Genomic DNA, 14590 nt, shown 5'->3' on the forward strand with positions numbered 1-14590 from the left:
TTTGCTTTTTATTTTATGTATCTTGCATTGCTACGTCAATAATTACAATTTTACTTCTAAAAATACAAAAGAATTGCCAATTTTATAAGCAATCCTATCAAATATATTTAGTAATTATCAATTTTTGATTATTATTTTTTGACTACAGTAATACTTCAGAGCAAACAAAAGTACACCTGCAAAAATTTTGGAAAAAATTAAAAAACGGGTAAAAATTTACCCGTTTTTTAATACTCCAGCTCCATAGGTTCTCCCCTAACCTCAAATTCGCCTACAAGAATGGGGGTCTTTGCAAGGGCTTCGCTTCTTTTATCCGGCTGCCTGCCTCCCACCATGACCCTAAACCTGCCCGGCTCCAAGATGCATCTGCCGTCGTTGTCTATAAGCGCCATCTGCCTAGGAGTCAACGTGAATGTGACAGTTGTGGTCTCACCCGGCTGAAGCTTAATTCGTGAAAAACCTTTGAGCTCATGAATGGGCACATCCACCGATGCCTCCAAGTCTTTTAAATACAGCTGTACCACTTCATCTCCAGCCATGTTGCCGGTATTCTTTACATCCACCGAAATAGTAATGGACTGCCCAGCTTCTATAACTTCTGCACTCAACTTCAAGTTACTGTATTCAAAAGTTGTGTAGCTCAATCCATACCCAAATGGGTACAATGGCTCATCCTCCATGTATCTATAGGTCCTGCCCTTCATGCTGTAATCGGTAAATGGCGGCACCTGATCCAGGGATTTAACAAAAGTAACCGGAAGCCTCCCACCAGGATTGTAATCACCAAAAAGTACATCTGCAATTGCCGTTCCACCCTCTTCTCCCGGATACCAGGCCTGCAATATAGCCGGCACATTCTCCTGTGCCCAGTTTATGGACACTGGGCTACCGCTGAAAAGCACCAGTACAACTGGTTTGCCGGTAGCACATACAGCCTTCAATAGCTCTTCCTGCATACCAGGAAGATCCAGGCTGGTTTTATCTCCTCCAGCTGTGGACCTCGCCGCATCCCCTTCCTCGCCTTCCAACTCGGGCGACAGCCCCAAGCACATTATGACCACGTCTGCCCTCTGAGCGGCAGCCAAAGCTTCCGCAAAACCTGCAGTAGCCTCCTGTCCCCAGTAACTAGACTGCGTACTGGTAAGATCACATCCTTCAGCGTAATATACTTTCGTTTGAGGCGAAACCTTCGCACGTATACCCTCCAGAGCGGTCACATATTTAGAAGGCGTACCGTTGTAATTGCCCAGCAACACCTTCTTGTTGTCAGCATTGGGACCAATTACCGCAATCGCTTTCAAATCCTTCCTAAGCGGGAGCAGTCCGCCTTCATTCTTGAGCAATACCATCGACTCTCTTGCCATTTCTAGAGCCAGCCTGCGGTGTTCCTCACAATCATTCACTTCATAGGGTATCTGGGCATAGGGAACCCTCTCCGGCGGGTCAAACATCCCAAGCTTAAATCTGGCTTTAAAGAGTCGCTTCACAGCTCTATCGATTGTCTCTTCGGATACAAGTCCCTGCTTTACCGCATTGACCAAGCTTTCAAATACCCTGCCGCAGTTGAGGTCACAGCCGGCATTAACAGCCAGTGCCGCCGATTCCTCTGGAGTATTGGTCACCTTGTGGTGAGCATGAATATCGTAGATGGCTCCGCAGTCAGACACAACGTAGCCGTCAAACCCCCACTCATCCCTTAAAATCTTTTGAAGCAGCGTCGGGCTGGCACAACATGGCTCTCCATTGGTACGATTATACGCGCCCATTATGGATGCTGCCTTGCCTTCCTTTACGCATTCCTTAAACGCCGGCAAATATGTCTCCCTCAAATCTTTCTGACTGACTCTGGCATCAAAGGAGTGGCGTAGAGGTTCAGGACCACTATGTACCGCATAATGCTTGGGTGTGGCTATCGCCTTCAAATATTTAGGATGATCACCCTGTATACCCTTTACAAATGCCACGCCCATTCGGCCGGTCAAATAAGGATCCTCGCCGTAGGTTTCCTGACCCCTTCCCCACCTGGGGTCGCGAAATATGTTTATATTAGGAGACCAAAATGTCAACCCTTTGTAAATCCCCCTGTCGCCCTGGCGCACGAACTCGTGGTGCTTGGCCCTAGCCTCATCAGATATGGCACACGCAACCCTGTACAGAAGCTTATCGTTAAACGAAGCAGCCATCCCTATGGCCTGTGGAAATACGGTGGCAATTCCTGCTCTGGCCACGCCATGAAGACATTCATTCCACCAGTTATATTCGGGGATGCCCAGGCGCGGTATGGCGGATGAAGCATATATCATCTGCGAGACTTTTTCCTCAAGCGTGAGGCGCGAAACCAGGTCATCCACCCTTTTTTCTAAAGGCTGATCCGGATCAAGGTAGATTGGAATACCGCCATTTTCGTTTTGTTTTGCATTATCGCTCATTTTCAAACCCTCCTCATCACAAGACGTAATACGAATCGGTTACAATGTTTTAATATTGTTATTCCTGATATTCGCAATAACAGATAATGTAGAAAAAGCTTAGTTTAAAGCTCAAAAATATTTTACCACACTTTTAGTATTTGTTCTGCTTAATTTTATTTCTTTTTTGAAAATTATGCATCTTAGGTAAAACAATAAAAAGCGCCCTGCTGTATAATCATAACACCTTAAACCGGTTATTTAAAGCAGGGCACCTGTGAACTACCAACCACCTATAGAGGTGGTGGCTTCATGAGAAGTTTGGTAGTCTAAGCTACCCTTATTCTCACAGGGTGGTTCACACACCCACTACTGACTATCCGCTCCACAGCAGACTCGCCAGCTACTTTCCTTAAAATTTTTCTGAGTTTTGTACATTATCTATCACCCAAGGAATATTATATCACATTTTTAGCAATTCATCTCCATCTTGTAGAAGATGGAGTCTTCTTGCGTATTTGTTGATAATAGAACGATCAAATACCACACCGTTTCCCATAACAACCAATGAGCCCATCGCTGATCTTATAAACATAAATCTTACATGACGCTTTATTTCTCATACACCGGGTCAACGATGACACCCATGAACAGCAAGCTCCCCGTCTCATTATCGCGTATTACAAAGAAGAATGGACGATTCACTATCATGCTAAAGTTATCGACGGGCAAAGACGTTATCCCCACCTCTACCGAAGTTGCTCCTGATGCTTCGGTGCCTTGCTCATTGGTCTCTACAAAAGTCTTGTGCTTTACGCTGCTTATATACACATTGGCTCCTGGCGCAATGGGATGCATCTTGCTGAAGTTGGCTTTCTCAGCATCAAATGCCACTTCCATGCCCAAAGCCTTTAATGCCTCGTTGAGCTCAACCTCATACTCCAGTTTAAATTTCGGCAGTCCAACTTCGCCCTGAGTGTTAGAGAGTGAGCTCATCCACTCCTCCCATTTTTCAAAGGTTATGCCGCTGCAAAACTCATTTAGGTCAACGCCCTCATCGGGCAAAAATACCACCATACTTACCCGTCCATTGCCGTACGTGAGGCTTACAGCCTGGAAGTTTTCCCCCTTGTAATAGGGATATTCTTTCCCTGTTTGGAACATTATTGGGTGAGCCTTTTGAGTACCATCGTCCAGGGAAAACGGCTCTTCTCGCGTAAGACTGGGGTCAAACTTATTTGTCCAGCTCCCTTTGAAATACAATGCGTTTATGAGAAACATGATGGTATCGGGAGATATGGTATCCCCAACGATCTTCTCGATCTTGTCTCTCGTCTGCTTCTTCACCCAGTTGTTTATAGTTTTGGAAGCATTAGGTGAATCAAAGTCCAGCTCCTGTACCTCGGCACCGTAGAACTTCCTGTTTATGTCTAGAAACTCATCATAGAAAGACATTCCCTTGCGTGCCCATAGCGAATTGGCTATAACCACTTGAATGTCAGGATCCGGGTTTTGAAGAATGGTTTTAAGGTCTGCATAAGCCTTATTGAAATCCTCTATATCGATTCCCTGTACTTCCAAAACCTCTGCCATGGCATTCTTTGTTTCTCCATCCGCTCCGTTGTATGCCATTGCCAGCGCCATAGCAATACTTGCAGGAGAAATGAACACGTTTTCGCCAGGCTGCTGCTCAATGAGCTGCTTGAATAGTTTAAATGCAAACCTGGTGTTGGCTTCCACCAACCTGCTATCCACCTCTTTGGCAGGAGGCAGCAATTGTGAACTCCCAATGGAAGCTCCGCCAAACAGCCCGGAATCGCCAAAATATCTTCCAATTGAACTGCAGGAAACCGCCATGAGCATCACTGTAACCAATAATATATACATAAAGAATTTGGTAAAATCTTTCATCGCTTTCCCTCCTTATATCGTTTTCTGTTCGATGTAATAGACGATAGCATAACTTAAAAAGTTGCATTATTTTTCCCTTTTTTGAATGACGAATAATTAATAATCCAGTCGAGGATACTATAACTAGCAAATTCATGAAAGGAGTGTTGTATGTGGCACAGCTTAATCAACTAGAGCTTCAAAACTTGAGGCATCTAATAGGTGCCCATGAAACGGCATACCAGAAGTTACAGATGTATGCTCAGCAGGCTGATGACCCACAAATCAGACAAATGTTCCAAAAATCGGCTCAGGATGCCCAAAAAGCCAAACAACAGTTAATGTCATTACTAAGCTAAAGGAGGTTTACCTATGAGAGAAAAAGATATGGTCAATGACGTGCTTTCTATGCTCAAAAGCAGCATAACCACCTATGCCAATATAATTGCCGAAGCCGAAAATCCTCAGTTCAGGCAAATGGTTCAGCAACTTAGAAACAACTGTGAAACCTTTCAGTACGACCTTTTCAATGTAGCTAAACAAAAGGGATATTATCAACCAGCAAAACAGGCCAGCCCTGCTGACATACAAGAAATGCGCTCGCAATTTATGATGAGTTAACCAGGCATATAAAAGTTAGCCGGGGAGGGTTGAAGCCCTCCCCAAATTTAATGTATCAAGTTAAAAACCTAAATTCTTAAGCCAACGAGCACAAAGCTCTGTCCAGCTGCTTACAGATGGTTCTCCCAACGCCAACCCCAAGCCATGTCGACCGTGAGGATATATGTGCAATTCAAATGGTACACCACACCGCCTCAACGCTTCAGCAAACAGTAAGCTGTTTTGCACCGGAACCGCTTGATCATCAGCGGTATGCCACAAAAATGTAGGAGGTGTATCCGGCGTTACATGAAGCTCATTGGACAAAAGTTTTATCAGCTCATCGGATGGATTTTCCCCTATCAGGTTTATCATAGAACCATGATGGCGGTATTCCCCAAAAGTTATAACAGGGTAGCACAATATCATAGCATCAGGCCGACAGCTCATTCTATCAATTGGATCTTCAGCATCAGCACGTCCATCATCAAAATGAGTCCCTACAGTAGATGCCAAATGCCCTCCTGCTGAAAAACCCATTACGCCAATATGATTGGGCTCAATATTCCAATCGGCCGCATGATAACGTACATAACGTATTGCCCGCTGCACGTCCATGAAAGGATACGGATATCTATAGGAGGGAGCAACACGATAATTAAGCACAAAAGCCGAAATCCCAATACTATTTAACCATAATGCTACAGGTTCACCTTCATGGCAAGCTCTCCTAACGTATCCACCACCAGGACATATAATAATTGCACCACGGGCATCACCACTGTTAACGATGTAAGGTACAATACTCGGCGTGTCTTCTTTTGTGTCACCTTTTGCCCCCGACGCACCGTTAGGCCAAAGCAATATTTCTTCCATAAACCAATCCTCTCACTTAATCTATTTTGATAAATTAGATTATAACACAAATTGCTTATGATCATGATTTCGGAGCGTTCATTTTAAATATATAACAAGCTCACAACAAAAATTTGAGATTTATGGTTGACATCTCAAGACAAATAGTTTAAAATGAATTACGCTAAGATGTGCCCGTAGCTCAGCTGGATAGAGTGTCTGACTACGAATCAGAAGGTCGGGGGTTCGAGTCCCTCCGGGCACGCCAGAAACCCTGTAACATCAAGTGTTACAGGGTTTTAATTTTTCCCGCGTATAGGGTTTCCCCACACTTTTCCCACAGTCAAAAAATATAATCAAAACATAACACACAAACTCTACTAAAACCATTCCACCGCGCAAAACAAAAAAGAGCGGCTAAAACTTCTTTATAAAGACTGACAAGCCTCCGTACAGTTTTTCTTACATCTTCTCTTGGCGCTTTGACACGATAAATCCTGATTGCAGCTGCAACTATACCATTTACATTTAGCATCCCATCCGGTTCTCCCACTGGTAGCTTGCATTGTTCCTTGCTCGTCGGTGGCCCGTCGTGAATGTAAATTAGACAAGACCTGTGCCATTGCTCAAGGTCATAGTCGGACTCTTTTATATCCCCACAAGGCTTGTTGCTGACCTTCTCTGCCATTTGATGCTCACCCCCTTACAAGAAGGCATAAAAATGCCACCTTGGCATATCGTGCCTTGGCGGTTACTAATGAGCTATTATCTCAAGCTCAGTTACGATATCTTTAATCGGCTTTCCGTCCAGTTTGAAATTATTAATAAAGTCATCAATTCCGTTAAATGTTTGCTCCGTCTCTTGTTTATAACTTTCTGCGATGTTTATTTTCTCGCCATCATAATCCAAAGAATATTCTTTCCCGTTATATTGGAATATTATCTCTCCAACATCGTCTATATCAGTTATAAATTCTTTAAGATTTTTGTATTTATCATAAGGCATCATACATCATCACCATCCCATATATCCTTTATAAACTCTTTTTCCTGTTCTGTAGGCTTACGCCATTTTTTCGACCGTTTGCCATCAATCCATTCATGTACATGTGGTACATCATGTGCCCATGGCTTATTATGGTCTGTAAGGTCAATATCTATTTTCGCATTTCCTTTTTCATCGTAAAATCTCCTCTGAATTATTTTGTTCAATTTGGGATTAATTAAGTCTATAACTGCATTAGGAAAAGCTTTTGTGCTTTTGTTTGCGGTACCTTTAATAGTAATTATACCACTTTCCTCATCAATTTTCACTATGTTGTTGATATTAAAGTTTGCAAGGTATTTATCCAACCCATTCAAATAATGTTTATCGATATTGTTTATCTTGTCACCTACTTTTTCAGTTTCAATCCCTTATAGGTAGACTAAAAACAAGGCTGGCAAATGTGTGCCTGGTAGAATGCGGTGTGTTTCAATCCCTTATAGGTAGACTAAAAACTTGTTATTGGGTACGGTATGTGTGATAATCCATATTGGTTTCAATCCCTTATAGGTAGACTAAAAACCAATAAAAAGAGGTGGGATAAACAATGAAAAAGTTGTTTCAATCCCTTATAGGTAGACTAAAAACATATTGTTAAGAATGGCAATTTTAGTCAGGGGACTATGTTTCAATCCCTTATAGGTAGACTAAAAACGATTTGGGTTGGACACAGGAACAGTTTAGGGAACGGTGTTTCAATCCCTTATAGGTAGACTAAAAACTCCGGTAGGTAAACAGCCCAATGTTCACTTTTACGAGGTTTCAATCCCTTATAGGTAGACTAAAAACTTGACATGCGGCATATTCGGATTTGGATGGCTGATGTTTCAATCCCTTATAGGTAGACTAAAAACGTGTCGAAACCCGGGGGGAAAGAACCAGGCTGACATGGTTTCAATCCCTTATAGGTAGACTAAAAACTTGAGCGTTATGCTCGGGTCATTGATGTTGTTTGGATGTTTCAATCCCTTATAGGTAGACTAAAAACGAGGTCGGTGCCATGTTCAAGCTGCAATACTGCGAAGTTTCAATCCCTTATAGGTAGACTAAAAACCTAAACCTAGCAATGCAATGCCCTTGCTGTACTAAACAGTTTCAATCCCTTATAGGTAGACTAAAAACTCGAGTTAGAGCAGCCAGCAGAAGAGCAACGCTGTTGTTTCAATCCCTTATAGGTAGACTAAAAACACTGTGTTTGTGAGGTCAGTCATATGAAAGATTATATGTTTCAATCCCTTATAGGTAGACTAAAAACCAATACAGGCTAATAACCTATGACGGCAAGACTTTCTGTTTCAATCCCTTATAGGTAGACTAAAAACCCGTGCCTGTACGCATTAATCAAGCCCACAATACCAACGTTTCAATCCCTTATAGGTAGACTAAAAACAATTTTGCTTCAGCATTCAAATCTTTTTTTACCGTGGTTTCAATCCCTTATAGGTAGACTAAAAACTAATAGCGGCCGGAACTGCACTTTCGGGGTTGACAGGTTTCAATCCCTTATAGGTAGACTAAAAACGTTGGCGGATATGGCGGATAGCGAAGTTACCTGCAATGTTTCAATCCCTTATAGGTAGACTAAAAACCATGGGATGGCAAGCTGGACGCAGCATTTAGACAGAGTTTCAATCCCTTATAGGTAGACTAAAAACCCTCGGCAGTCGAGCGTTATCGGCTACCACCATACCAGTTTCAATCCCTTATAGGTAGACTAAAAACTTCTTTATCGTCATCTTCTTCATACATCTCAAATCTTTGTTTCAATCCCTTATAGGTAGACTAAAAACGTTGTCGGGGGCATGCTATGGCTTCGGGTTTACGCCGTTTCAATCCCTTATAGGTAGACTAAAAACTTGAAGCATTCTTAAACAAAATCAATGCTTCAGATATGTTTCAATCCCTTATAGGTAGACTAAAAACTAACTGGATGTGGTAGTTTACATTTGCTTGCGTTTTTGTTTCAATCCCTTATAGGTAGACTAAAAACTTGGAGGGATAAATTGGAGAAAATCTTACAAAAAATGTTTCAATCCCTTATAGGTAGACTAAAAACCTTACGGCTATTTTAATGGTTTGCTGTAACTTGTCCCAATGTTTCAATCCCTTATAGGTAGACTAAAAACTTGAACTTCATGCCCTAAGCTACCACCTTATACAGCGTTTCAATCCCTTATAGGTAGACTAAAAACTCGGCAATAAGGCATTCGAAGAAAAATACCATGTTTAGTTTCAATCCCTTATAGGTAGACTAAAAACAAAGATGCACGGCTTTTTTGTTTTTGGGCAAAAATTTGTTTCAATCCCTTATAGGTAGACTAAAAACTTATTTATGGTTATACCGCAGGTAAAATCTATAAGGTTTCAATCCCTTATAGGTAGACTAAAAACTGTGGTAGCGACAATAATCCCGGATTCTCTCTCTTAGTTTCAATCCCTTATAGGTAGACTAAAAACGGAAAACGTGACGAGCTGCGGCCAGAATTTTTCCACGTTTCAATCCCTTATAGGTAGACTAAAAACCCGGTTGGCATGTGACAGTAGAAGGCTATTGTGGAAAGTTTCAATCCCTTATAGGTAGACTAAAAACTTAGCGCATCTTTAACAATGTCATTGTCTCCTTCTGCGTTTCAATCCCTTATAGGTAGACTAAAAACTTGATAAAACCCGTCAACGGCTCCCCCAGCGACATCTGGGTTTCAATCCCTTATAGGTAGACTAAAAACTTCCCCCGCCGGGTATAATGCTATTGCGAAAAAATAAGTTTCAATCCCTTATAGGTAGACTAAAAACCCATGCACGGGCACGGCGTTCTTGTTTCCGATTTTCGTTTCAATCCCTTATAGGTAGACTAAAAACTTGTATAAGGAGCTGGCAGGCAAGTCGAAAATGGTATGTTTCAATCCCTTATAGGTAGACTAAAAACCCGTAGGCTGGACGTCAAACAGGAGGTGCATGGGCAGGGTTTCAATCCCTTATAGGTAGACTAAAAACGCCCCAGTTGTGCACTATAAACACCCTATGGTTGAGGTTTCAATCCCTTATAGGTAGACTAAAAACGAATTTCTTTATGACATCGCCAAATATACGTGAAGGTAGTTTCAATCCCTTATAGGTAGACTAAAAACTTTTCAGGATTGGGTTGAGACACAATCCAAAGCTTTGTTTCAATCCCTTATAGGTAGACTAAAAACACTTGATTGGCGAGGAGATAAAATAATCCGCTTTGGGTGTTTCAATCCCTTATAGGTAGACTAAAAACAGGCAATGGGCTGAAACAGATGAACATAAGGTCAAAGGTTTCAATCCCTTATAGGTAGACTAAAAACGAGAAAGAGAAAATTGTTTATGGGAAGGGAGAGAAAGTTTCAATCCCTTATAGGTAGACTAAAAACGGATGAATTACTGGCTTTTATCAAGAAGGCGAAGTGAGTTTCAATCCCTTATAGGTAGACTAAAAACGTATTAAAGGCGTATTTGGTGCTATTTTGTCCTATGGTTTCAATCCCTTATAGGTAGACTAAAAACTCTACAGCGTCCAGCATATGGAGGGGCATTGCTAAGTTTCAATCCCTTATAGGTAGACTAAAAACTTAGCAAGGCGGGGCAATGTGAGTTTGTACAAAAAGAGTTTCAATCCCTTATAGGTAGACTAAAAACCGATGGCTAAGGCCCTCGATGAGGCATGGAAACACTGTTTCAATCCCTTATAGGTAGACTAAAAACTATATTACTGATCTCTGTTTTACCCCTGTCCCATATCTGTTTCAATCCCTTATAGGTAGACTAAAAACAAAAAGAAGGCTTACAGTATGTGAGCCTCAAGGACGGGTTTCAATCCCTTATAGGTAGACTAAAAACATGACAGAGGGAACGAGTTTGAAATCAATACTGGTGGTTTCAATCCCTTATAGGTAGACTAAAAACCGGCGACTTCACTGCCGCAGGTCCTCGCCCGCCTCGGCGGTTTCAATCCCTTATAGGTAGACTAAAAACGGGTATAGCGACGGCACTGGTATGTGTCTGGTACTTTTGTTTCAATCCCTTATAGGTAGACTAAAAACCGGCGCCAACCGTCTGGTATAAGTGCCGGGTGAGGTGGGTTTCAATCCCTTATAGGTAGACTAAAAACCGAACTGCGCTGCAAAGATTTGAAAAGTACGGATTTTGTTTCAATCCCTTATAGGTAGACTAAAAACGGAACGGTGGCGATAACCAGATTCACTCAAATGCGAAGTTTCAATCCCTTATAGGTAGACTAAAAACTCATCTTCGATTATGCCATCCACAACTTTGCAGGCAGTTTCAATCCCTTATAGGTAGACTAAAAACGTGGACAATGCCGTCTACGTGGACGACGAGCCGTACTGGTTTCAATCCCTTATAGGTAGACTAAAAACCGGCGAGCCTGCCGCCGAGGATTGCAGTACGGCGGCCGGGTTTCAATCCCTTATAGGTAGACTAAAAACTGGCAGCAAGGTACAAACATGCCGGGACTTAATAATGGTTTCAATCCCTTATAGGTAGACTAAAAACTATGGACTTGATAAAGCGGTTTATAGAGCAGTACCTTGGTTTCAATCCCTTATAGGTAGACTAAAAACGAAAGTGATACAAGCTTGGAACGGCATCAAGGATACTTTGTTTCAATCCCTTATAGGTAGACTAAAAACCGCAGAGGGGCAAATTAGCGTTGTTCTATATGGGCGTTTCAATCCCTTATAGGTAGACTAAAAACACAATCAACACTCTTTCAGTTTCGTTCAGGATTTACAGTTTCAATCCCTTATAGGTAGACTAAAAACCCAATTATCAATAACTTTATCAAGTTAGTGGGCATATGTTTCAATCCCTTATAGGTAGACTAAAAACTCCTGTTTTGCAGCAGTCGCACCACCATTCAAAATGTGTTTCAATCCCTTATAGGTAGACTAAAAACGTACTTGAGATTGTTCGGATTCATCCTCCTCACCTTCGTTTCAATCCCTTATAGGTAGACTAAAAACCCTATCTGGCCTCCATATTTTTACTTCAGCACAGTATCGTTTCAATCCCTTATAGGTAGACTAAAAACTCCTGCGCCGTAGGGATTGGTGGAGCTGTCCTTGCCGAGTTTCAATCCCTTATAGGTAGACTAAAAACATTACTAGAGCGATTAAAGATGCGTGGGACTGGCTAGGTTTCAATCCCTTATAGGTAGACTAAAAACTCGTCCCAATCCCCTTGGATTTTGTTCAATGCCACATGTTTCAATCCCTTATAGGTAGACTAAAAACCCGTATCAGGAATCGGTACAGCAAAAACTAGAAGGGTTTCAATCCCTTATAGGTAGACTAAAAACTCGGAAGAGCAGAGGGCTGCCCTGCGGGAAATATAGTTTCAATCCCTTATAGGTAGACTAAAAACCTACCGAGGCACACGAGTATGATTTACTTAAGAACGGGTTTCAATCCCTTATAGGTAGACTAAAAACTGGTTCCACCTGTTCGAGGGGCAATTTGCAAAAAGTCAGTTTCAATCCCTTATAGGTAGACTAAAAACGCGAAAATGTCCACTGCCCAATCGAATTGTCTTGCTCTGTTTCAATCCCTTATAGGTAGACTAAAAACTTGCAGCCAGCCAGTTACACCCTTAAAGAGTTCGGACGGTTTCAATCCCTTATAGGTAGACTAAAAACGCGGTATCGTTACAGCACCTACTTTGGCGATGATTGGGTTTCAATCCCTTATAGGTAGACTAAAAACTTACTAAACGCTGCTACAATACCAGCAGCAGCGTTTGGTTTCAATCCCTTATAGGTAGACTAAAAACGCTCAAAGTGTTAATCGAGACGAAATATCCGTTTCGAGTTTCAATCCCTTATAGGTAGACTAAAAACTGGTGCCCGTGGTGAACCATTTGATGTATATATTACGTTTCAATCCCTTATAGGTAGACTAAAAACGCGAAACAAAAGGTGGGTTATTATGCTAGGTGAAAGGTGTTTCAATCCCTTATAGGTAGACTAAAAACAAAGATGGCTTGAACGTTTATCAAATAAGAAAGATAGTTTCAATCCCTTATAGGTAGACTAAAAACGCAGGCCTGGCGATATTGTGCATCATAAAATACACTGTTTCAATCCCTTATAGGTAGACTAAAAACGTGTTTTGTTACGCTCAAAGCCTATCCGCATTTCCAGTTTCAATCCCTTATAGGTAGACTAAAAACGATCCCCGGCGGGACAAGGTCCAGCCGGGGCTTGCCCGTTTCAATCCCTTATAGGTAGACTAAAAACTTTAAGAGTAATTTTTGTAATAACTTCATGCGTTCTAGTTTCAATCCCTTATAGGTAGACTAAAAACCAGAAGCTGGTAGAAATCGAATTATTCCAATACATCAGTTTCAATCCCTTATAGGTAGACTAAAAACATGCATCTTTGGCATATGGCCTGTAACGTCGCATTCTGTTTCAATCCCTTATAGGTAGACTAAAAACTTGTATGTGTTGTCCGGTAATATTTTGTACAGCGTAGTTTCAATCCCTTATAGGTAGACTAAAAACAAACCTTGCGAATATGACAACCTTCTTGCCTGCATCAAGTTTCAATCCCTTATAGGTAGACTAAAAACCCTTATCTTTCCTTTTTCTTTTCTGTTGCGATCTTGGGTTTCAATCCCTTATAGGTAGACTAAAAACCCAAGTTTATCGGCTTCCCTTCAGCATCAATCAATGTTTCAATCCCTTATAGGTAGACTAAAAACCAAAAAATGGAGGGATAAAAAATGGATGTAAAAAATGTGTTTCAATCCCTTATAGGTAGACTAAAAACAACAAAAACAAAAATAATAAAAATGGAGGGGTTAAAAGTTTCAATCCCTTATAGGTAGACTAAAAACCTTTCTACGGGGCACCCAAAGCTCCGTCGGAAAGATGTTTCAATCCCTTATAGGTAGACTAAAAACTTGCCAAGGACCCAAGAATGGCGCCGATTGTTTTCAGTTTCAATCCCTTATAGGTAGACTAAAAACCGAATGAGTGACGTAGGTCATGGAACCGACATTCGGGGTTTCAATCCCTTATAGGTAGACTAAAAACTTTGAAGAGATTTTGAGGGTGCTGGTTGAGAAAGGTTTCAATCCCTTATAGGTAGACTAAAAACTGGCTAGTGAATGCGTGGAATTCCATCGGTAGCTGGCGTTTCAATCCCTTATAGGTAGACTAAAAACATTCTTCGTTTGTCTGCCATAAATCAACAATAGCCGGTTTCAATCCCTTATAGGTAGACTAAAAACGGTTTCTGCATCGAGATTGACGTTGAGCAATTAGGAGTTTCAATCCCTTATAGGTAGACTAAAAACGCAGGCATTGGAGCGGATAATTCGGGATAATAATTTGAGTTTCAATCCCTTATAGGTAGACTAAAAACGCCACAACATTTTCTACATACACCGTCCCGCTCGGAGTTTCAATCCCTTATAGGTAGACTAAAAACTGCCAGGACTGCTACGAGCAGCTCTTCACGAGCTGGTTTCAATCCCTTATAGGTAGACTAAAAACCTGTGGGAAACCATCGCACCTATCATCAGCGACCTTGTGTTTCAATCCCTTATAGGTAGACTAAAAACTAGTTGGCTACATAAACTTCCAGAGCGAATGGCCGGTTTCAATCCCTTATAGGTAGACTAAAAACATACGGATAACAACGCTTATCCGGGCGATCTTATTGCGTTTCAATCCCTTATAGGTAGACTAAAAACCAAGCGTGGGCTGCCGTCTCCAGACAAAGCAGATGCCTGTTTCAATCCCTTA

The 14590-nt window shown here is 41.6% G+C and carries 8 protein-coding genes, 1 tRNA gene and 1 CRISPR repeat array (1 of these 10 running past the window's edge); of the genes, 3 read left to right on the forward strand and 6 right to left on the reverse strand.

What is annotated here, in order from left to right; all coding sequences use genetic code 11:
• Positions 1-227: 227 nt before the first annotated feature.
• Positions 228-2429: a glycoside hydrolase family 3 C-terminal domain-containing protein gene (locus BM241_RS04830; RefSeq protein ID WP_051456403.1), complete on the reverse strand. Its 2202-nt coding sequence runs from the start codon at positions 2427-2429 to the stop codon at positions 228-230.
• A gap of 591 nt (positions 2430-3020) precedes the next feature.
• Positions 3021-4319, reverse strand: coding sequence for a serpin family protein (locus BM241_RS04835; RefSeq protein WP_092282171.1), 1299 nt, complete (start codon positions 4317-4319; stop codon positions 3021-3023).
• 134 nt (positions 4320-4453) lie between these two features.
• On the opposite strand from BM241_RS04835, the gene BM241_RS04840 reads away from it, so the two are divergent.
• Both BM241_RS04840 and BM241_RS04845 read left to right on the forward strand, forming a co-directional pair.
• Positions 4454-4657 carry a hypothetical protein gene (locus tag BM241_RS04840; protein ID WP_177206097.1) on the forward strand — a complete coding sequence of 68 codons (204 nt, stop codon included), beginning with the start codon at positions 4454-4456 and terminating at the stop codon, positions 4655-4657.
• Positions 4658-4670: 13 nt separating this feature from the next.
• Positions 4671-4919 carry a spore coat protein gene (locus BM241_RS04845; RefSeq protein WP_092282173.1) on the forward strand — a complete coding sequence of 83 codons (249 nt, stop codon included), beginning with the start codon at positions 4671-4673 and terminating at the stop codon, positions 4917-4919.
• 60 nt (positions 4920-4979) lie between these two features.
• On the opposite strand, the gene BM241_RS04850 is transcribed toward BM241_RS04845, so the two are convergent.
• On the reverse strand, positions 4980-5774 hold the full coding sequence (locus tag BM241_RS04850; RefSeq protein WP_092282174.1) for an alpha/beta hydrolase: 795 nt from the start codon (positions 5772-5774) through the stop codon (positions 4980-4982).
• A gap of 170 nt (positions 5775-5944) precedes the next feature.
• On the opposite strand from BM241_RS04850, the gene BM241_RS04855 reads away from it, so the two are divergent.
• Positions 5945-6021, forward strand: a tRNA-Arg gene (locus BM241_RS04855).
• A 75-nt stretch (positions 6022-6096) separates the two neighbouring features.
• Here the strand turns inward: BM241_RS04855 and BM241_RS04860 are convergent.
• The 3 genes from BM241_RS04860 to BM241_RS12190 all read right to left on the reverse strand — a co-directional run bounded on the left by BM241_RS04860 (position 6097) and on the right by BM241_RS12190 (position 7115).
• On the reverse strand, positions 6097-6441 hold the full coding sequence (locus BM241_RS04860; RefSeq protein WP_025748525.1) for a hypothetical protein: 345 nt from the start codon (positions 6439-6441) through the stop codon (positions 6097-6099).
• Positions 6442-6507: 66 nt separating this feature from the next.
• The gene (locus BM241_RS04865) at positions 6508-6762 is read right to left on the reverse strand and encodes a hypothetical protein (protein WP_025748526.1); all 255 of its coding nucleotides are present in this window, start codon (positions 6760-6762) and stop codon (positions 6508-6510) included.
• Positions 6759-7115, reverse strand: a complete 357-nt coding sequence (locus tag BM241_RS12190) for a hypothetical protein (protein ID WP_025748527.1) — start codon at positions 7113-7115, stop codon at positions 6759-6761. The genes BM241_RS04865 and BM241_RS12190 overlap by 4 nt, the downstream gene beginning before the upstream one ends.
• A 43-nt stretch (positions 7116-7158) precedes the next feature.
• A CRISPR array of direct repeats spans positions 7159-14590; the repeat unit is 30 nt; unit sequence GTTTCAATCCCTTATAGGTAGACTAAAAAC; it runs 2411 nt beyond the window's last position.

It is taken from the genome of Caldicoprobacter faecalis, from assembly GCF_900115765.1.
GTDB lineage: Bacteria > Bacillota > Clostridia > Caldicoprobacterales > Caldicoprobacteraceae > Caldicoprobacter > Caldicoprobacter oshimai.

Bases quoted from the DNA above. Each gene is read 5' to 3' on its own strand.
- BM241_RS04830 (WP_051456403.1), bottom strand. From the start codon at position 2,429: ATGAGCGATAATGCAAAACAAAACGAAAATGGCGGTATTCCAATCTAC.
- BM241_RS04835 (WP_092282171.1), bottom strand. From the start codon at position 4,319: ATGAAAGATTTTACCAAATTCTTTATGTATATATTATTGGTTACAGTG.
- BM241_RS04840 (WP_177206097.1), top strand. From the start codon at position 4,454: ATGAAAGGAGTGTTGTATGTGGCACAGCTTAATCAACTAGAGCTTCAA.
- BM241_RS04845 (WP_092282173.1), top strand. From the start codon at position 4,671: ATGAGAGAAAAAGATATGGTCAATGACGTGCTTTCTATGCTCAAAAGC.
- BM241_RS04850 (WP_092282174.1), bottom strand. From the start codon at position 5,774: ATGGAAGAAATATTGCTTTGGCCTAACGGTGCGTCGGGGGCAAAAGGT.
- BM241_RS04860 (WP_025748525.1), bottom strand. From the start codon at position 6,441: ATGGCAGAGAAGGTCAGCAACAAGCCTTGTGGGGATATAAAAGAGTCC.
- BM241_RS04865 (WP_025748526.1), bottom strand. From the start codon at position 6,762: ATGATGCCTTATGATAAATACAAAAATCTTAAAGAATTTATAACTGAT.